Source organism: Paenibacillus sp. FSL R10-2736 (assembly GCF_038000245.1).
GTDB lineage: Bacteria > Bacillota > Bacilli > Paenibacillales > Paenibacillaceae > Paenibacillus_AQ > Paenibacillus_AQ phytohabitans.
Genome location: NZ_JBBOBN010000001.1, coordinates 6,047,929 through 6,066,362 on the forward strand (window position 1 = coordinate 6,047,929; position 18,434 = coordinate 6,066,362).

The 18,434-nt window shown below is 51.3% G+C and carries 20 protein-coding genes; 5 read left to right on the forward strand and 15 right to left on the reverse strand.

Annotation, left to right across the window (positions count from 1 at the left end):
* Positions 1–119: 119 nt before the first annotated feature.
* Positions 120–977, reverse strand: a complete 858-nt coding sequence (locus NSQ73_RS25790) for a MetQ/NlpA family ABC transporter substrate-binding protein (protein ID WP_340988707.1) — start codon at positions 975–977, stop codon at positions 120–122.
* 240 nt (positions 978–1,217) lie between these two features.
* Between NSQ73_RS25790 and NSQ73_RS25795 the strand changes: the two genes are divergently transcribed.
* On the forward strand, positions 1,218–1,673 hold the full coding sequence (locus tag NSQ73_RS25795) for an S-ribosylhomocysteine lyase (RefSeq protein ID WP_042134385.1): 456 nt from the start codon (positions 1,218–1,220) through the stop codon (positions 1,671–1,673).
* A gap of 21 nt (positions 1,674–1,694) precedes the next feature.
* Positions 1,695–2,465: an SDR family NAD(P)-dependent oxidoreductase gene (locus NSQ73_RS25800; RefSeq protein WP_340988709.1), complete on the forward strand. Its 771-nt coding sequence runs from the start codon at positions 1,695–1,697 to the stop codon at positions 2,463–2,465.
* A 148-nt stretch (positions 2,466–2,613) separates the two neighbouring features.
* Here the strand turns inward: NSQ73_RS25800 and NSQ73_RS25805 are convergent, their stop codons facing one another.
* Positions 2,614–2,961: a VOC family protein gene (locus NSQ73_RS25805; RefSeq protein WP_340988711.1), complete on the reverse strand. Its 348-nt coding sequence runs from the start codon at positions 2,959–2,961 to the stop codon at positions 2,614–2,616.
* A gap of 91 nt (positions 2,962–3,052) precedes the next feature.
* A complete protein-coding gene (locus NSQ73_RS25810) occupies positions 3,053–3,262 on the reverse strand; it encodes a hypothetical protein (RefSeq protein WP_340988713.1) in 210 nt (69 codons plus the stop codon).
* Positions 3,263–3,596: 334 nt separating this feature from the next.
* On the opposite strand from NSQ73_RS25810, the gene NSQ73_RS25815 reads away from it, so the two are divergent.
* Positions 3,597–3,917: a MazG-like protein gene (locus NSQ73_RS25815; RefSeq protein WP_042134376.1), complete on the forward strand. Its 321-nt coding sequence runs from the start codon at positions 3,597–3,599 to the stop codon at positions 3,915–3,917.
* Between the two features lie 96 nt (positions 3,918–4,013).
* Here NSQ73_RS25815 and NSQ73_RS25820 read toward each other — a convergent pair whose 3' ends face one another.
* From NSQ73_RS25820 to cysT, 5 genes are all read right to left on the reverse strand, one after another.
* Positions 4,014–4,796: an MBL fold metallo-hydrolase gene (locus NSQ73_RS25820; RefSeq protein ID WP_340988715.1), complete on the reverse strand. Its 783-nt coding sequence runs from the start codon at positions 4,794–4,796 to the stop codon at positions 4,014–4,016.
* 431 nt (positions 4,797–5,227) lie between these two features.
* Positions 5,228–6,295, reverse strand: a complete 1,068-nt coding sequence (locus NSQ73_RS25825; protein WP_340988717.1) for a sulfate ABC transporter substrate-binding protein — start codon at positions 6,293–6,295, stop codon at positions 5,228–5,230.
* Positions 6,296–6,334: 39 nt separating this feature from the next.
* On the reverse strand, positions 6,335–7,399 hold the full coding sequence (locus NSQ73_RS25830; protein ID WP_039296463.1) for a sulfate/molybdate ABC transporter ATP-binding protein: 1,065 nt from the start codon (positions 7,397–7,399) through the stop codon (positions 6,335–6,337).
* A 2-nt stretch (positions 7,400–7,401) separates the two neighbouring features.
* Positions 7,402–8,199 carry a sulfate ABC transporter permease subunit gene (locus tag NSQ73_RS25835; protein ID WP_042134367.1) on the reverse strand — a complete coding sequence of 266 codons (798 nt, stop codon included), beginning with the start codon at positions 8,197–8,199 and terminating at the stop codon, positions 7,402–7,404.
* Positions 8,196–9,011 (reverse strand): sulfate ABC transporter permease subunit CysT, encoded by an 816-nt coding sequence (gene cysT, locus NSQ73_RS25840; RefSeq protein WP_039296457.1) that lies wholly within the window; start codon positions 9,009–9,011, stop codon positions 8,196–8,198. The genes NSQ73_RS25835 and cysT overlap by 4 nt, the downstream gene beginning before the upstream one ends.
* Positions 9,012–9,206: 195 nt before the next feature.
* On the opposite strand from cysT, the gene NSQ73_RS25845 reads away from it, so the two are divergent.
* Positions 9,207–9,608 carry a secondary thiamine-phosphate synthase enzyme YjbQ gene (locus NSQ73_RS25845; RefSeq protein WP_042134363.1) on the forward strand — a complete coding sequence of 134 codons (402 nt, stop codon included), beginning with the start codon at positions 9,207–9,209 and terminating at the stop codon, positions 9,606–9,608.
* A 152-nt stretch (positions 9,609–9,760) separates the two neighbouring features.
* On the opposite strand, the gene NSQ73_RS25850 is transcribed toward NSQ73_RS25845, so the two are convergent.
* From NSQ73_RS25850 to NSQ73_RS25860, 3 genes are all read right to left on the reverse strand, one after another.
* Complete coding sequence (locus NSQ73_RS25850; RefSeq protein ID WP_039296452.1) at positions 9,761–10,342, reverse strand: TetR/AcrR family transcriptional regulator; 582 nt, start codon at positions 10,340–10,342, stop codon at positions 9,761–9,763.
* 4 nt (positions 10,343–10,346) lie between these two features.
* Positions 10,347–10,979 carry a YigZ family protein gene (locus NSQ73_RS25855; protein ID WP_039296449.1) on the reverse strand — a complete coding sequence of 211 codons (633 nt, stop codon included), beginning with the start codon at positions 10,977–10,979 and terminating at the stop codon, positions 10,347–10,349.
* 129 nt (positions 10,980–11,108) lie between these two features.
* Entirely contained in the window at positions 11,109–12,464 is a 1,356-nt protein-coding gene (locus NSQ73_RS25860; protein ID WP_340988720.1) for a glucose-6-phosphate isomerase, read from the reverse strand.
* Positions 12,465–12,727: 263 nt separating this feature from the next.
* Here NSQ73_RS25860 and NSQ73_RS25865 point away from each other — a divergent pair, with 263 nt between their 5' ends.
* Complete coding sequence (locus NSQ73_RS25865; protein ID WP_340988721.1) at positions 12,728–13,630, forward strand: NAD(P)-dependent oxidoreductase; 903 nt, start codon at positions 12,728–12,730, stop codon at positions 13,628–13,630.
* An 87-nt stretch (positions 13,631–13,717) separates the two neighbouring features.
* On the opposite strand, the gene NSQ73_RS25870 is transcribed toward NSQ73_RS25865, so the two are convergent.
* The 4 genes from NSQ73_RS25870 to tkt all read right to left on the reverse strand — a co-directional run bounded on the left by NSQ73_RS25870 (position 13,718) and on the right by tkt (position 18,345).
* A complete protein-coding gene (locus tag NSQ73_RS25870) occupies positions 13,718–13,864 on the reverse strand; it encodes a hypothetical protein (protein ID WP_445669618.1) in 147 nt (48 codons plus the stop codon).
* A 366-nt stretch (positions 13,865–14,230) separates the two neighbouring features.
* Entirely contained in the window at positions 14,231–15,634 is a 1,404-nt protein-coding gene (locus tag NSQ73_RS25875; RefSeq protein WP_340988723.1) for a M14 family metallocarboxypeptidase, read from the reverse strand.
* A 307-nt stretch (positions 15,635–15,941) separates the two neighbouring features.
* On the reverse strand, positions 15,942–16,259 hold the full coding sequence (gene ppnP / locus NSQ73_RS25880) for a pyrimidine/purine nucleoside phosphorylase (RefSeq protein ID WP_039296439.1): 318 nt from the start codon (positions 16,257–16,259) through the stop codon (positions 15,942–15,944).
* A gap of 34 nt (positions 16,260–16,293) precedes the next feature.
* Positions 16,294–18,345 (reverse strand): transketolase, encoded by a 2,052-nt coding sequence (tkt, locus tag NSQ73_RS25885; RefSeq protein WP_340988725.1) that lies wholly within the window; start codon positions 18,343–18,345, stop codon positions 16,294–16,296.
* Positions 18,346–18,434: the final 89 nt, after the last annotated feature.

Here is an 18,434-nt window from a genome sequence, read left to right on the forward strand (position 1 = left end):
TTACACCTCTTCACAAGATCTCTGAGACTTCTAGCTTCAGGCTGGAATATACAAAGGCGATCTGCCACTTCTCCCAGACAGGGAAATGACAGATCACCAGGCAGCGCTATAATGGTTTGTTATTTCGTAAAGTAGTCCGGCAGCTTGTAGCCTTCATAATCCGGATTCGACGTGATGTACTCCTGGAACTCAGGAGAATGGTAGCCTTCGATGATATCTTTGACAAATTGGGCATCCTTGTTCTTGCTGTCGACCGCCACGATATTCGTGAACGGGTCCGTCATGTTCTCCAGCTGCAATGCCGTGGTCAGCTTAATATTGTTAGAAACGGCGAAGTTCCCCTGAATAGCAGCGTAATCCACATCCTCCAGTGCGCGCGGGCCCTGGGCCGGCTCAGTAGCGATGAACTTCAGATTGTGGGGATTGGATGTAATATCGGCCAGCGAAGTCTGCAGCGGATCAATATCATCCTTCAGTGTAATCCAGCCCACATCCTTCAGGACGTTAAGCGCGCGGAGCATATTCACCGGTTCGTTCGGCAGGTTGACCTGATCGCCGTCGCTGACTTCATCCAGGCTGGTGTGTTTTTTGGAATAGAGGCCCATCGGCGGAGTAGGCACCTTCACCACACCTACCAGGTCGATTTTCTCACGCTCATTGATAGATTCGAGGTACAGGGAATGCTGGAAGACATTAGCGTCAATCTCGTCATTCGCTACAGCCACATTGGGCTGGATACCATCGGTGAATTCTTTATAAGTTATGGTGTAGCCCTTGCTCTCCAGGTAGGGTGCAACACCGTTCTTGAACTGGTCACTGTAGGGTCCGGGATTGAAGCTGATGCGCAGTGTCTTCTTCTCTTGTCCGGAGGAATTACTGCCTGATCCGGCAGCATCACTGTTATTACCGCAGCCTGCGATAACCAAAGTGGTGGCAATGACTAACAGCGCGGAATGAATCCATTTTTTCTTCAACATGTAATTTCTCCCCCAATGTATATATTTCTGTAGAAACCCAAGCCAGACGATCCGGCAACAACAACCGACAATTAAACCTAGTAAAATCATCAGAATTAAGTTGATTCATATGTTACAATGCATTAATATTCATGTCAACACATTTTAATTAAGATGATTGGATTAATCGGCTTTGTCTATTTACATCTTTTATACGTTGTGATAGTTTGATATGAAAAGCTTGAAAGGAAGAGGAATAACATGGCGAAGGTTGAAAGTTTCCAATTGGATCATACGAAGGTAAAGGCCCCTTATGTGCGGGTTGCAGGTACGGAGAAGAATGAGAAAGGCAGCACCATCCAGAAATATGATTTGCGCTTCCTGCAGCCGAATGCGGATGCATTGCCTACTGCCGCTGTCCACACCCTGGAGCATTTGCTGGCCACTTATTTGCGTGATGAGCTGGAGGGCATTATTGATATCTCGCCGATGGGCTGCCGGACCGGCTTCTATCTGATTATCTGGGATGAGCATAACCCTGCCGATGTTGCTGCCGCGCTGACCAAGGTTCTGCATAAAGTACTGGATACAGAGGTTGTTCCTGCGGTCTCTGCACTGGAATGCGGCAACTATAGAGACCATTCCCTATTCAGCGCCCAAGAGTACGCCCGACAGGTCCTGGATGCCGGCATCAGCGATGATCCCTTCAGAAGCTAGAGTGAGAGGAAGCCTGCTGCCATGCTAAACATCGATTTTACGGGAAAAACGCTGGTAGTCACCGGGGGACTGACCGGAATCGGCAAAGGCATTGCCGATTTATTCCTGCAGGCTGGCGCGAATGTGGTGATTGGCGATATCGCCTGTAAGCCTGGCGTGGAACAGATCCATGAGCGGCTGGTGCAGATCCGCATCGATGTCACGTCAAGTGAGGATGCCGCGCGGCTGGTTGAATGTTCAGTGGATTCTTTTGGCCGGATCGACTTTCTGGTGAACAACAGCGGGACATCGACGATGGACTTTGCCGTTGACATCAAGGAGGAAGACTGGGATAAGGTAATGGATATCAACGCTAAGGGCGTATATCTGGTCTCCCAGGCCGGGGCGCGCCAGATGCTCCGCCAGGGCGGCGGCGGCCGGATCATCAATATTGCCTCACAGGCGGGCAAAAACGGCTACCGCTGCATGGGCAATTATGTAGCCTCCAAGCATGCGGTCCTTGGTTTCACCAAGGTCATGGCGCTGGAGCTGGCCCGGGAGCAGATTCTCGTGAACGCGGTCTGCCCGGGGATCGTCGAGACGGACATGAAGAAGCGCGAGCGTGTGGAAGGTGCTGCCCTGCGCGGAATGACACCGGAGGATATTCTCGCCGAGGACCGCTCGCAGGTCCCGCTCGGCCGGACGGCTGAGCCGGAGGATGTAGCGAACGTAGTACTGTTCCTCGCCAGCCCGCTGGCCTCCTACATGACCGGCCAGGCGATCAATGTCACCGGCGGCATGACGATGAACTAACGCAATCCCCCCGTAAAGCGGGGCCTCTCATGGACCCTGATAACTTTTCAAATTTATTATTGCAACAAAGGGACTTCACCTGCGGCAGGCGCCGCCGGGTGAAGTCCCTTTTTAACAGATTCGCCGTATGAAATTGAATTTCTACCTTCTATTTCTCCCAAAGCTCAATCAGCCGCCCGTCAGGATCTTTAATCCACACAAACTTGCCGAATTCGCTGCTCTCTTGTTCCTTGGCAAGCGGTACGCCTATTGTTTCAAAGTGCTGAATAGTCTCGTTTAGGTCATACACCTGGAAATTCAGCATCACTTGTTGGTCGGTTGGAAAATAACTGTCATCCTCTGCAAAGAACGAAAAGATCGTCTCATTCCCGGATTGGGGCTTAATCACAGTCCCATTCCAGTTGCCGATTTCAAGCTTCAGCACATCACTGTACCATTTTTTCACAGCCTCAAGATTATTAGTTCTCCAGAATATTCCTCCGAAACCTTTTATCATCGCATCCGACTCCTCTCCATCATCACATTGTCAGCTAGCCGATTACGTTAGATATTCGAGTTCTGAAGCGGAGTTCCTTCTGACCTAAGCTTTAAATAAAGTCTATCTGAATTTGCGGAGGCTGCGTAAGAATGAACGTTGAGGTGCGCCGCGAATGCTGCCGTCCTCCCACCACTACCTCATTCTCATCATACGCGTTCACACGCCCTCCGCCAGTCATCTTCCCCTCTGTTATAACCAGAACATAGCTGCGGAAAAAAATTGCATTATCCAGCTCAAAATCATGCTGCAGTGTTGTCATGTTTATGTTCACCCGCACTTACAGCAGATCTGCCGTTAACGTATTCATGTAGGCCTCGACGTCGTGTGCATTGGAAGCCTCCATATAATCAATAATCACCTGTGGCAATGATGGTTCATTTTGACTCATCAGTATATTCACTCCTGTCCGTCATCTTCGCTGCCAGCCGGGCTACCGGTCAAGCTCACAAGTCCACTATACGCCCTGTAACAGGACAACATTATGTCATATTAAGCAGGAGTCATATTCTAATATGACATAATGCCGTCTAATTAGGAGTGCTATATTGGGCAGACGATATACTAACTTGCCATAAGGGAGAAGAGGAAAAGATATGAATATTAACGAGGCGGCATTACGTTCCGCTCAAATCAGACAGCTCTATCATCAATTGGAACGGCAGCATCATGATAAGGAGTGGACAGTCGAAGAGGATGCACTGGCATTCCTGACAGATGCCGGATTGGTGGGCCGTCTGACCATGTCACAGCAGGGGCGCTGGCTGGCTCAAGGGGATACTGCAGCTGAACTGGAGCATAAGCTTGGCGAATGTGCGTGGTGGCTGATGGTTTTGGCTGAACGGATGAATATTGACTTCGCTGCAGCGCTGGATACCTTCTTATCCAAAACAGAGAAGCTGCTTGGGCAAGAATAATTAGGGTTGTATGTAAAGAAGCTCCGGGGCATCCGGAGCTTCTTTGTTTGTATATACACGGATCGTTCATGCTGAATTACCCGCTGATCCGGCTGTTCAAGACTCCTCACGATACAGCGGAAGCCTCATCCCGGTAACGGCAAGGCTGACCTTCTCCGGCAGAATATAATCCTTCTCCAGATTCACATCATGGGACATATGCGTATATACCGCGCGGCGCGGCTGTACAATCTCCAGCAGATCTGCCGCCTCCGTCATGTCATATACTGAACGGGTGGATAATTCTGCCGCCTCGTAATAAAAGCTGGTTCCCAGCACCAATAAGTCTGCTCCGTGCATATGCTTCGTTTCCTCCGGTGTGAGGGAGATGGAGTCCGGGCAATAAATCCAGACATAGCCGTTCTTCTCCAGCCGGAAGGCGTAGGAGTAGCCGTTCTTACCGTGGTTGACCCGCCAAGTGCTGATCTGCCAGCCGTCCAATGTAATGCCGTCATCGCAGGGAATCATGTCGATATGAGCACTTAGCCACGGGTATTGGCGCAGGATCACGGGAATCACCTCCGCGGGAGCGTAGAGCTCCCCCCTGAAGCCCATCCAGCGGCAGCTGTCCGCCCATTCCGGCAATCCGCCGATATGGTCAAAGTGTGCATGCGTCACCAGCAGCCGCTGCATACTGCGGTGCCCCAGCAGCTCCATCTGCTTGCGCCAGTCCGGTCCGCAGTCAATCGTCAGAAAGCCGCTGCCGTTATCTATAAAGACAGAAGAACGCAGCCGGTTATTGCGGCCGCTCGTTCTTGCTTCCGTGCAGGTTTCACAGTCGCAATAGACCCGGGGTACGCCCATGGCATCCCCTGTTCCCCCAAAAATCAATGTATCCATAAGCCCGCCCTCCTTCATTGTGCAATATTTCAGAGTGTCTCAATCTGTATATTATAAAACAGCAGCCGTCCCTTTGCATCCTGCATCCCGAATCCCACCGCCTCCCCGCCCGCAACACGAAGACGAACAAACTCATCCTAAACGGGTGAATCAAGCCGGGGCTTATGCAGCCTGTGCGGCCTGTGCAGCTTATGTAGATTATAGGCCACTCACTTCCGGCGGATTCAGAGGGATTTATCCCTTTAATTTCCTCATACCGTCCACTTTCAGCGGTATCAGCGGGATTCCTATACAAAAGCAAAGAGCCGTCCGGCAGCATCCAGCCGCTGAACAACTCTCCTAATCGCCCGCATCTCACCGCAAGCGTGAATCACGAATTATGCCATTTCCTCTAACCATCATCCGTCAGACTGAATCCTCCAGAACCCCAACTAAATCCCGGCCAGCACCTGATACCAGATTCCACGCTTGGAATAGAGGGTCGTACGGACTTCTTCCCAGCCGCCAAGGTAGCTGATATCGAACAGTCCCGCAGGAACCGGATACCGACTCTCATGCTCCGCGTAGACCCGCTCGTTCACCGGACGGAAGCCGAATTTGGCGAAGACCTCCTGCGCCTCCGGCGTGGTCAGATAATCCACCAGCGCCTCTGATGCCTCGCGGGTACCATGCTCATCCGCATATTTGTCCACCACTGCAGCGGGGTTCTCGATCAGGATTGTATTCTCCGGGATGATCACCTCATACTTCACCCCTTGGGCTATCCGCGCCAGCAGCTCATTCTCATAAGTGACGATTACATCGCCTACCCCGTATTCGAAAGCCGCCATCGAAGCGCGTCCGCTTTTATCCAGAGACTCCACGTTGGCGTGTATGCTCTCCAGAAAAGCTTTCGCGGCAGCAGGGTCTTTCGCCCCTTCCTGCTCCTCAGACAGCTTCAGACCCGCCCCGTAGATCGCATTGATGTCCCACTGTGCACCGCCGGAGGTCTTCGGATTGGGATAGAGCACCTTCACACCCGGCTTCGCCAGATCGGCAAAATCATGAATGCCCTTGGGGTTGCCTTCCCGTGTACCCAGGGCCACAACCGAACGCGTGACCATTCCGGCCTCGCCGCGTTCCTTCCAGCTCTTGTCCACTAGGCCCGCTTTGACCAGCTTCTCAACATCGCCTTCCATCGCCAGCAGGGTGACATCTGCCTCGAATCCGCCGGCAATCGCCCGCGCCTGGGTTCCGGAAGCCTCATAGGACTCCTGGAATACGATTTTTTGGCCGGTCTTGGCCTGCCATTCCTCCGCGAACAAGGGCAGAATTTCGCCCATCGCATCCTTCGCTACACTGTAAGCCCCGACTACCAGGGTCAAGTCCCCCTGCTGCGCCGCAGCAGCTGTTGAACCTTCCTGCTCATTTCCGCAGCCGGCGGCGGTCAAAGTGAGCACCGCCAGCATTACGACAGCCAGCCATCCGTGCAGTTGTCTGCTCCTTCTGAAAAGCCTCATACCGGCGACACATCCTACATCTTTTATTTTTAAATATTTCTAGATAAATACAGGCATCGGATCTTCCTTCAGCCCGTTCTCCTGAATCCAGCTGTGTTCATCATTGAACAGGTAGGCGCGGTGCACAAGCACGGAAATTTCCTGCCCGGGAGTCAGCGTCTCCTTCTCCAACGAGCGATAGGTTACCAGCTTGTGCCCGTTCACCTCAACCTCCACCAGCCATTCGCTGCCGCGGAAATGCAGATGCTTCACGATGCCCTGCTCGGTGGCCGAAGCCATTTTGAATTCATGCAGGTGGCCCACCTCGATATACTCGGGACGGATCAGCGCCTTGGTCGGTTTGCCGCCGCCTGCCCCTTTGAAGCCCTTCAGCTCGGAGGCACTCTCAATCAGCGTCGATTCCCCGATAAAGGTCGCCACGAACGGTGTCTTCGGCTCCTTGTAGATATCCCACGGCGTACCCTTTTGCTCCAGGCGGCCCTGGTTGATGATCATAATCTCATCCGCCACCTCAATCGCTTCATCCTGGTCATGGGTAACGAAGATCGAGGTTATGCCGACACGCTCAATCAGCTCCCGCAGCCAGGAACGCAGCTCTTGGCGGATCTTGGCATCAATCGCCGCGAACGGCTCATCCAGCAGCAGCAGCTGCGGCTCAGGGGCAAGCGCCCGGGCAAAAGCCACACGCTGGCGCTGCCCGCCGGACAGCTGATGCGGATACCGCTTCTCGAAGCCCTTCAGCCCGGTAAGCTCCACCAGCTCAGCCACGCGGTCACGGATGGCATTTTTCGAACTCTTTTTCACCTTCAGCCCAAAGGCAATATTCTCAAACACCGTCATGTGCTTGAACAGTGCATAGTTCTGGAACACGAAACCGATCTCACGCTCCTGGGGCGGTAAGTTATTCACAGTTTTGCCATGGAAAATAATCTCCCCGCTGTCCGGTGTCTCCAGTCCCGCCAGCATGCGCAGGATGGAGGTTTTACCGCCTCCGCTTGGGCCTAGCAGCCCGATCAGATGACCTTTGGTAATCCCGAAATTGACGTCCTTCACGGCGTGGAAATCTCCAAAATGCTTATTAAGTCCCCGGACCTCTACATGCATAACTAGTGCACACCCTTTCTTCTCTTGCTCCATTCCATCAACAGCAGCAGACCCGCGGAGAATGCGGCCAGCACCAGCGCTATACCGCCCGCAGCCGTAACATTGAAATTCTCGACATCCTGATAGACCAGCGTGGTCGCGGTCTGCGTTTTGTTCATAATATTTCCGGATACAACGAGCACCGCACCGAATTCACCCAGCGAACGGGCCACCGTCAGAATCACTCCATAGATCACGGCCCAGCGGATCGAAGGCCAGGTTACTTTCCAGAAGGTCGTCCAGCCATATGCACCAAGCGTCGAAGCCGCTTCCTCCTGCTGGGAGCCAATCTCCTGCAGCACCGGCATCACCTCACGCACCATCAGCGGGAAGGTCACGAACAATGTGGCAATGACCATTCCGGGAAAAGCATACACAATCTTCACTCCGATTTGTTCAAACAGCGCGCCCAGCGCACTGTCCGGCCCCAGCAGCAGGACGATCATCAGACCGCCGATCACCGGCGATACCGCATAAGGCAGGTCAACGATGCTGTTCAGCAGGCTTTTCAGGCGCCGTCCCAGCCAGTTCGCCCGCACCAGATACAAAGCCATCATGATGCCAAACAGCGTATTCAGCAGCGTGACTACGACCACCACGAATCCGGTCATCATCAGCGCGTGCAGCGCCTCCGGCCGGGTCAGGGCATTCCAGAAGCCGCCCCAGCCTTCGCTGAAGGCACCAATCGTCATTTTACCCAGCGGCGCGGCAATCAGCAGGAAGAATACGAGATACGTCAGTGTAATCCAGAGTCTTCTCATGATCTTCTCCCCCGCATCTGCAGCAGACTAATCAGCCAGAGAATAAGAAAGGACAAGGTCAGGAGAATGATGGAGACCGCTGCGGCCCCCACCGGATTATCACTCTCAACTTCTCCGAAAATAAATACCGAAGACACCAGCGTCCGACCCGGAATATTGCCCGCCACCAGCACAACCGCTCCGAATTCAGCGAGGGCCCGGGAGAAGGCCAGCATCCCCCCGCCAATCATACCCGGTGACATCGACGGCAGAATGACCTGCAGGAAGACCCGGCTGGGCTTAGCCCCCATCGTATACGCCGCCTCTTCTTCAGAAGCGTCCAGCTCCTCCAGCAGCGGCTGTACCGCCCGGATCACGAAGGGAAAAGTGACGAAGACCATGGCAATCACAATCGCCGGCTGATGAAAAACAATCTCAAACCCCAGCGACTCCGCCAGACCGCCGATTAGGCTCCCTGGACCCAGCAGTAGAAGAATCATTAGGCCTCCAACGGCAGTAGGCAGGGCAAACGGGAGATCAACGAGACTGTTCAGCAGCGCTTTTCCGGGAAATTTATAGCGTATAAGCACCCAGGCAATCATCGTCCCCAGCAGCACGTTAATGAGTGTGGCGATTACCGCCAGCTTAAGCGTTAATAAGACCGACTTCCAGGCAATCGGATCAATGATACTCTCGACAAAACTGCCAATACCGAGCGAGAATGAATTGTAATAGACACCGAGTATCGGCAGCACGATCAGCACTACAAAATAAAGTAAAATAGTTGTACGGAATCCCCAGGTCCAGCCTTTGTGTCTAATCAACGAATTCAATGGTTAAGCCTCCCACCTCCGGCTATCCGGTCGGTATACTCGTCTTTAAAGCTGTAATTATTCCTATTAATATACTTGGTTTAAAGTTATCACTACTTTACCAAAGACCGCTTGCTGCCGTCAATTACTTTCGTAGCTTTTGGGTTAAAGTATATATAACATTCATTTTGCCTATGTAAGAGAGGGGAGTTCATTATGCTTCATACTATGGAGATCAGCACCAGCAAACGGGATGAGTTACGGGATATCACCCGCGAGGTCCAAGCTTATGTGAAGAAAAGCGCAGTGCGAAGCGGAATTATTGTAGTGTATTGTCCGCACACCACAGCGGGGATTGCGATCAACGAGAACGCCGACCCGGATGTGAAACATGATGTGCTGATGCGCCTGGATGAAGTCTATCCGTGGGAACATCCGAAATACCGCCACGCCGAGGGCAATACCGCTTCCCATCTGAAGTCAATCACAGCAGGCCCTTCCCAAACCATTATTATTCATGATGGAGCCTTGCTGCTGGGCCGCTGGCAGGGGATCTATTTCTGTGAGTTCGACGGTCCAAGACACCGGCAGTATTATCTGAAAATCATCGGGGGGTAGTCCGTTATTCCCTATAATAGGTTATAGAAAAGCAGCTTCGCCGGTTCCTGCGGAGCTGCTTTCTATATTATTTATAGCTTCTATAACACTTTCACCAATCAATGTTATACCAATGCAACGCTCTAAAGTGCGGATTGCTAAAAAAACAGCTATTATAAACTGCGGCTTAGTACTTTGACATGAGTAAGTGCGGCTTGCTTCACATCTTCGAACAGCACCTTATCTTGAATATAATAGGAGATAAATCCGTGAGCAGACAAGAACAGGGTCAGCGGCACACTTTGCCAGTCTTCCGACACATATCCCTCTTCCTTCATATGACGGCGGACAATACCTGCAAACAACTCGAAACATCGGCCCTGTTCAGCTCTACAATAAGCAAGCAGCTCTTCATCGCGGATCATGAACATGATCTCATACTGGTACGGATGATCCAGCCCGAAACGGATGAACTCCATGATCAGCTGTTCAACACGGGTCATTCCCTCTTCAGGGGGCATGCTCATTGCCTGATTCAGCAGTGTGGCCACATGATTGAAATCCTCGACTACGATTGCGTAGAATAATTCAGCCTTCTCTTTGAAGTGATAATAGAGAGAACCGTGACTATAACCCAGATGCTGGCCGATGCTGCGCATCGAAATGGCCCGGTACCCTTTGGTTATAAAAAGATGCCTCGCCGCCTCCAATATCCTTTCCCTCGACAATTCCTGCTCCACTGCTCTTCTTGCCATAAATTTATTCCCCTTCGCTGTAGTAAAGCCGCCGCCCTTCCGTAACCTGGGCCTGCGCCCCGGTAAGATCGGTTATCCATGCGATAAATGCGTCACCTTCATCATTGCGCGGAAGACATAGCAACGTAACTTTATCCGTAAATAAAGTTTCACCAGTCTGGATGCCTCTGCCCCGCAGCGCGTTCTCCACCTTGCCCAGCCAGGTGTATTCGATTTCCACGAACACCTCCCGCCTCAGTACACGGGTGATTACCTCTCCGGCTTCAAGTGCCAGCACTGCGCCGTCTGTATAGGCCCGAATCAGTCCGCCTGCGCCCAGCATAATGCCTCCGAAATAACGGGTAACTACAATAGCGACATTTTTAACCTTTTGGCTGCGGATTACTTCCAAAATCGGCTTCCCGGCCGTTCCACTCGGTTCACCGTCATCCGACTGTCTTTGGATCTCATCCCTCTCACCAATCATATAAGCAGAACAGTTATGTGTAGCGTTCCAGTGCTGCTTCTTGATGTCTTCAATGAATTGCACGGCTTCTTCTTCGCTCTCCACCGGCATTACATGTCCGATGAAGCGTGATTTACGGATTACGACTTCCCGTGAACCGGGAGCACGTACCGTCCGGTATTGTTCCAGCATTTGTTGTCCATTCCTTAATATGCATATGATAATTTGATATATATTAGGAGCAGCCCCCGGTAATGGTTACCTATGGACTGCTCCCTGATGACTTACATTAGTATGAATGATCTGTGCGTATGGTTACAACTACTCAGTAAGTCTGGCTTCCAGCTCTGCCTTTTCTTTCTCGTAGCCCGGTTTACCCAGCAATGCGAACATATTCTTCTTGTAAGCTTCAACGCCCGGCTGATCGAACGGATTCACACCCAGCAGGTATCCGCTGATGCCGCAGGCTTTCTCGAAGAAGTATACCAGATAGCCGAAAGTATAAGGTGTCTGGTCAGGAATAGTGACGATCAGGTTCGGCACTTGGCCGTCTGTGTGCGCCAGCATGGTTCCCTGGAAGGCCTTCTTGTTCACGAAGTCCATCGTCTTGCCTGTCAGGAAGTTCAGTCCGTCCAGATCATCAGGATCAGACTCGATCGATACATGGTGCTGTACCTGTTCTACCTGGATAACCGTTTCAAATATATTGCGGTTACCTTCTTGAATGAACTGACCCATGGAGTGCAGGTCTGTCGAGAAGTCAACGGAGGAAGGATAAATCCCTTTGTAATCCTTGCCTTCGCTTTCGCCGTAGAGCTGTTTCCACCATTCAGATACAAAGTGCAGGGACGGCTCGTAGTTCACGAGGATTTCCGTAGTCTTGCCTTTGCGGTAAAGTGCGTTACGTACTGCGGCATATTGATAGCTCTGGTTCGTAGCTACATCCGGATTGTTGAACTCATCGGCTGCAGCTGCGGCACCTTGCATCATTTCTTCAATGTTGATTCCGGCTACAGCGATTGGCAGAAGGCCTACCGGTGTCAGAACGGAATAACGTCCGCCTACATCATCAGGAATAATGAACGACTCGTAGCCTTCTTCGTTAGCCAGCTTCTTGAGTGCGCCCTTCTCCTTGTCTGTAGTTGCGTAGATACGTTTGCGGGCTTCTTCCTTGCCGTATTTCTTCTCCAGTGCTGCACGGAAGATACGGAAGGCAATAGCCGGTTCAGTAGTCGTACCCGATTTGGAAATTACGTTCACGGAGAAGTCTTTGCCTTCTACCAGATCAAGCAAATGCGTGATGTAGGTAGAGCTGATGTTGTTGCCGGCAAAATAAACTTCCGGAGTCTTGCGCTTGTCCTTGGACAGGTTATTGTAGAACGAATGCGAAAGCGCCTCAATAGCTGCGCGTGCTCCCAGGTAAGATCCGCCGATACCGATAACGATCAGTACATCGGAATCAATTTGGATTTTCTTGGCAGCCTGCTGAATACGGGCGAATTCTTCCTTGTCGTACGCTGTAGGGAGATCAATCCAGCCCAGGTAATCGGAGCCGGCTCCGCTCTTGTTATGCAGCTGTTCGTGGGCCAGTTTCACCGGAGCGGCGAAATAGTCAATCTCAGTCTGGCTGAAGAAGGAAAGGGCTTTGGTGTAGTCAAAATTAATCTTCTTGGACATCGGTAATGGTAGCCTCCTGTTTATCTCTTTAGATTTGACACCGTTTGTTGCAACATTATTATCTAGGATACTTTAATTTGCCTTGACTGGCAAGGTCTTAAGGCATATCCCCGGCTTTGGGACCATGTTTATGAAAATTTCATGGAAGCGTTTACTGACCGGAACCGGAAACCTGTTCTGTGGAACATGCCAGGACCTTCTGATAGAATGTAGACAAACTTAGTTTCTATATTATGATCTCAAAGAGCAAAGGTGGAAATGAAATGAAACAGATCGGCTTTATCGGACTCGGAACGATGGGAGCGCCTATGGCGTCTAACCTGCTGCGCAGCGGCTTTGAGGTTACGGTGTACAACCGCACAGCAGAGAAATGCAGACCTCTGGAGCAGGAAGGCGCGAAGGTTGCCACAACTCCGCAGGCTGCGGCTGAAGGCAAGAATGTTATTATCACCATGATCAGCAATGATGATTCGATCCGGGAAGTATTCTACGGTGATAACGGTATTCTGGCTACCCTTCAGCCGGGAACCACCGTTGTGGATTCCAGCACCATCTCGCCAGGCCTCGCGAAGGAAATTGCCGCAGCCGTGGAAGAACGGGGCGGCAGCTTCCTCGATGCTCCGGTAACGGGCAGCAAACCTGCGGCCATCGAAGGGACCCTCGTCTTCATGGTTGGCGGCAGCGCCGAAGTGATTGAAGAGCACCGTGATATCTTCGACTCCATGGGCAGACTGCTGCTGCATATGGGTGCTAACGGCAGCGGTGCCGTAGCCAAGCTCGCTCACAATGCCATGGTCGGCATTCATAATGTCGCACTCGCCGAAGGCTTCTCCATCGCCGTGAAATCAGGTGTTCCCGCAGACAAGTTCCTCGAGCTGGTGAAGAACGGATCGGCAGGCAGCAAGCAGGCTGAACTGAAGGGACAGAAGATTATTGATAATGATTTCAGCAATCAGTTCTCCCTTGCCCTGATGCTCAAGGATCTCAAGCTGGCATCCTCGCTCAGCGATTCTACCGGCGTACCTTCGCCTATGCTTGGTGTCGCCAAGAGTATGTTCCAGGCGGGCTTCAATCACGGCTACGGGGATGAAGACCTGTCTGCTGTGGTGAAATCTTACGAAGACTGGATCGGCCAGAAGATCGGGGCCAAGGCTGACCAGGAATAGTAAACTTATATTCAATTAACAATTACCGCAGGCGCAGCCGGGATTTAGGCTGCGCCTTTTAGTTGCAGTCCTATACAACACATTTTGTTAATTGCCACCACTGCCGTGAAATAGAGGTTCCATACCTGCTGCCATCACCCGGTGATCCGGACCGTTACCGTGAATGATCAGCAATGGCTTGCCCGTCCCGGCTTCCTCATAGTTGAAGATTATGTAACTATCTGAGTACAGCATATAAATCCCACTCCCCTGAACACCCGTACATACCCATTTGCAAACATACGTTCTTATATAATGGTAACAAATTTCCGGTTATATGGCAAGCATTAACATATGAATATACGCTTCCTATTTCACACCAAAAAGCCCCGCTAATTAGCGGAGCTTATGTAAATACACAATTATAAAGGCTAATTCGTTGCCTGCAGGATGTAGTCTTCTTAGTCTTAGTAGCGCTATACACATCAATGTTGTATTCCGGGCAGGATTTCAAAAAAATCACCTGAGCTCTGCCACAATAAGCGGGTGCTCGAGAGAATTCTGCGACAACAGCAGCCACCCGGAAGGCTAAATATCACAGTGTAAAGATCCTATCATTGTTCAAAGAGTACCCGCAGCACTCTCCGGCTGTTCTTCTCCGGTTATCCCGGCACCTGTTGCCGGATCCTGCACTATCTCCTCTTCAGGCCAGGTAATCGTTGCCTTACGCCCGTCAATCCACAGGTTCCCGCCCGGCGTTAAAGCCAGCAGCCAGGTCCCCCATCTTCCCAATACCGGGACGGTCTGCGGATCGAGAAAGGTTACTTTCGGCGAGTATGCATCCGGATACTGATAAGCAGGTATACGTTCGCTCCATCCGGCATTTGCCGTAATTCCCTCGATGATGGCCAGCTTCCCGGGGGACGGATGAATCCATCCCAGTCCTTCCGTTGCCTGAACCTGATACCAGTCACCCTTCCTGGCAATGACTTGAAGCTGCTGCGGCTGCAGAGGGATCCCTCCGGCAGAAGCCCCTATCTTCGTATAAAGCTCCGTGCCCGCCAGCAGGCTCATGGATTGCTGCAGATACTCCGCCTTCTGCTTATTCAGCCACAAGGAATAGGACTGTCCTGCAGAATACAATCCAACCACCTTGTTCTCAGACCAGATGCCGCTGAACTGTTGTAACGGAACATTGCTCTCCCCTGCATAGCTTGCAATTTCAATCGTGAATCCTGGACGGCCGTATTCCTGGATGAACCAATCCTTATATCCGCCGCCCGAAGGATTCTTCTCAGGAGCGACCAGAGAATATCCGGTCAGATTGGCAAGCGATCTGGCCATGGCTTTGTCACGGTTCACATTGCTGCCGGGCGTATTGAAGTGCCAAAATATGATCTCACCCGAGCTGTGATAAGAAATCGTCACTTCCGGATCAATCCTTTGCGTGAAATTCATCATCATCTGTACTTCAGGAGCTTCCCCCGGCATCTTCCCCTTATAATTCTGATACCATGGATAAGAACCTGCATTCTTAATGCTGTTCCAGTTCGCCGGATACTGGCGGTTAAGGTCAATTCCCTGCATATTTGCTTTCCAGCGGGTAAAATTGCTGCTGTTCCCGTTATACTTACGCAGCATCTGGGCCAAATCAGCCGGCAGTCCTGCCGTCCCTTGCTGGGACAAGGCAACCCCATCCGGATTGACCATCGGCACGATCCAAATGCTGACTTCATTCAGTAAACTGCGTACGTTATAGCCGCCTATCGTCTCATTATTATCATAAGCCTGGGCGTAAGTGTCGGTCATTTTCATCAATAAACTGCTGGTCATCCATTCTCTGGCATGATGGGAACCGTTAAGAAACAGCGCAGAATCTCCACGCCCCAGCTTCACAGCCCACAGCTGACGTCCATATGGGGTCTTCCCCAAAGATTCGGAGGATACCAGGTCGGGGTATTCCGCTACTAATCTCTCAATATCCCTTTGCATAAGGGTATAGGAATAGACCTGATTGGGATTCACTATATTTGCCGCTGCATAGATTGTCCCTGAAGGTACAAATATCAGTAGCGATAATAGACAACTGAACAATAATAGCGCAACCTTATGTATTTCCTTGCAAAAGCCTGACTTGCTCACATCCCCATCTCCTCTATCTTTTTACTAGCAGAAGCGCCAGTTGGCAAATTGATAGTGGAAGTATATGAGAATGTGCCTATTTCGTCAATAATAGATTAAATATGTTGATCTTTTGTCGAATTGTGGAATAAAAAAGAAGCATCCCGGGAGCAGGAGCTTCCGGAATACTTCTTCATTTCGGTCCTTCGAATTACACAATCGGGTAAGAACAGCAATAATCAGTTAATGCGAAGACTTCCAGCGCAAACTTGGAGTTGCCGGGAACATGGAACGTTTCTGTTCCGTCGATGTCTTTCCACACGTCAGTACCGGGAAGCAGTACTTTAAGATTGCCGGAGAGGATTTCCATCGTCTCTGGACCTTCTGTGCCGAATTCATACACTCCAGGCAGCATAATACCGAGTGTCACCTTAGTACCGTTCTCTAAAGTAACTGTACGGCTGGTAACTTTTCCGTCGTAATAGATGTTCGCTGCTTTTTGAATTGTCGCGCCCGTAAACTGACTCATATGCTTATTCTCCCCTTTATGGTTAATCCGTCTATTATAGCAGGGCTTTCACGCGGCTGACTACATTTTCCACGGTGAAGCCATACTCTCTGATTACTGTGTCGCCAGGGGCGGAAGCGCCGAAGGTAGTGATACCCAGAATGTCGCCTTGATCGCCTGTATAACGTTCCCAGCCGAAGGTTTGCGCCATTTCAATCGCCAGACGGGCTTTCACTTCAGGCAGAATTACGGAATCACGGTAAGCCTTGTCCTGTTTCTCGAACAGATCCCAGCTCGGCAGGCTGATTACACGGACATCAATGCCTTCTTCAGCAAGAGCAGCCTGAGCCTTAACAGCCAGCTGTACTTCAGAGCCTGTAGCAATGATCTGTGCCTGCGGGGTACCATTCTTGGAATCAGAAACTACATAGCCGCCGCGTTTGATGTTCTCGCGAACGCCGTCCACAGTTCCTGGCAGGATCGGCAGGTTCTGACGGGTCAGTACCAGCGCTACCGGATTGGCTGTGTTCTCCATAGCATAAGCCCAAGCTGCCGAAGTTTCGTTGCCGTCAGCCGGACGAAGCACGGTAAGGCCTGGAATGATACGCAGGGACGCAAGCTGTTCAATCGGCTCATGGGTAGGACCGTCTTCACCGACAGCGATACTGTCATGTGTAAGCACGTAGGTTACCGGCAGCTTCATGATGGAAGCCAGACGGACAGCCGGACGCAGGTAATCCGTGAATACGAAGAACGTACCGCCGAATACTTTGAGCCCGCTGTGCAGTGCAATCCCGTTCATAGCCGCAGCCATACCGAATTCGCGGACGCCGAAATAGATATTGCGGCCGTCATACGATTCAGAAGTGAACTGGGACAGACCGTTCAAGTGAGTCATTGTCGAGCTCTCAAGGTCAGCAGAACCCCCAACCAGCTGCGGGATACCGGCAGTCAAACCGTTCAGCGCATTACCCGAAGCGACACGGGTTGATACTGCTTTGTCTTCTGCTTTGTAGAATGGCAGATTGGCATCCCAGCCTGCTGGAAGCTCACCGCTGAGTGCAGTTTCGAGCTGTGCAGCAAGTTCAGGGTAAGCTTGTTTGTAAGCTGCAAATTTCTCATCCCATGCTTTGTTAGCTGCGATCCCTTTGGCTTTCACTTCTGCAAAGCTGGCGCGTACTTCGTCCGGAACAAAGAAATCTTCTTCATATACCCACTTGTAGAAGTCCTTCGTAAGCTTCGCTTCATCAGCACCCAGCGGGGAGCCGTGAGTACCGCCATGGCCGCCTTTACCTTGTTTGTTCGGGCTGCCGTAGCCGATAACGGTCTTCACTTCGATCAATGTTGGTTTGCTGCTGTCTGCTTGAGCTTCAGCAAGAGCCTTACCGAGTGCAGGAAGATCGTTGCCGTCTTCTACGCGCAGAACCTGCCAGCCGTAAGCTTCGAAACGTTTGGCCACATTCTCGGAGAACGCGAGGTTCAGCTTGCCGTCGAGGGAAATATCATTGGAATCATACATTACAATCAGTTTGCCCAGCTTCAAATGGCCGGCAAGCGAAGCGGACTCGGAAGAAATCCCTTCCATCAAGTCGCCATCGCCACAGATCGCATATGTGTAATGGTCAATTACATTATTTTCGTCCTTATTGTAAGTAGCACCCAGCTGCGCTTCAGCCATTGCCATACCTACAGCCATACCGATACCTTGTCCAAGCGGACCGGTTGTCGCATCTACACCTGCAGTGTGGCCGAACTCCGGATGTCCCGGTGTCAAGCTGCCCCATTGGCGGAACTGCTTCAATTCTTCCATCGGCAGATCATAGCCGCTCAGGTGAAGTAAGCTGTAGAGCAGCATGGAGCCATGTCCGGCGGACAATACAAAACGGTCACGGTTTACCCAAGTCGGGTGATCCGGGTTATGATTCATCGTCTTGGCGAACAACTGGTATCCCATAGGTGCGGAACCCATTGGCATACCGGGATGTCCGGAATTTGCTTTTTCAATCGCATCAATAGCAAGTGTACGGATCGTAGTGATGGCCAGGTTGTCCACCGTCGAGTTTTCTTCTTTATGGATGGCTTGATCTTTTTTTGCTTGTTCAGTCATTAAAATAATCCTCCTCAAATCAAGAATGTCATTTTGACTATTATTGTATCACGTAAGTGGAAGCATTTCCAATTGTTTTTGCTACAGCT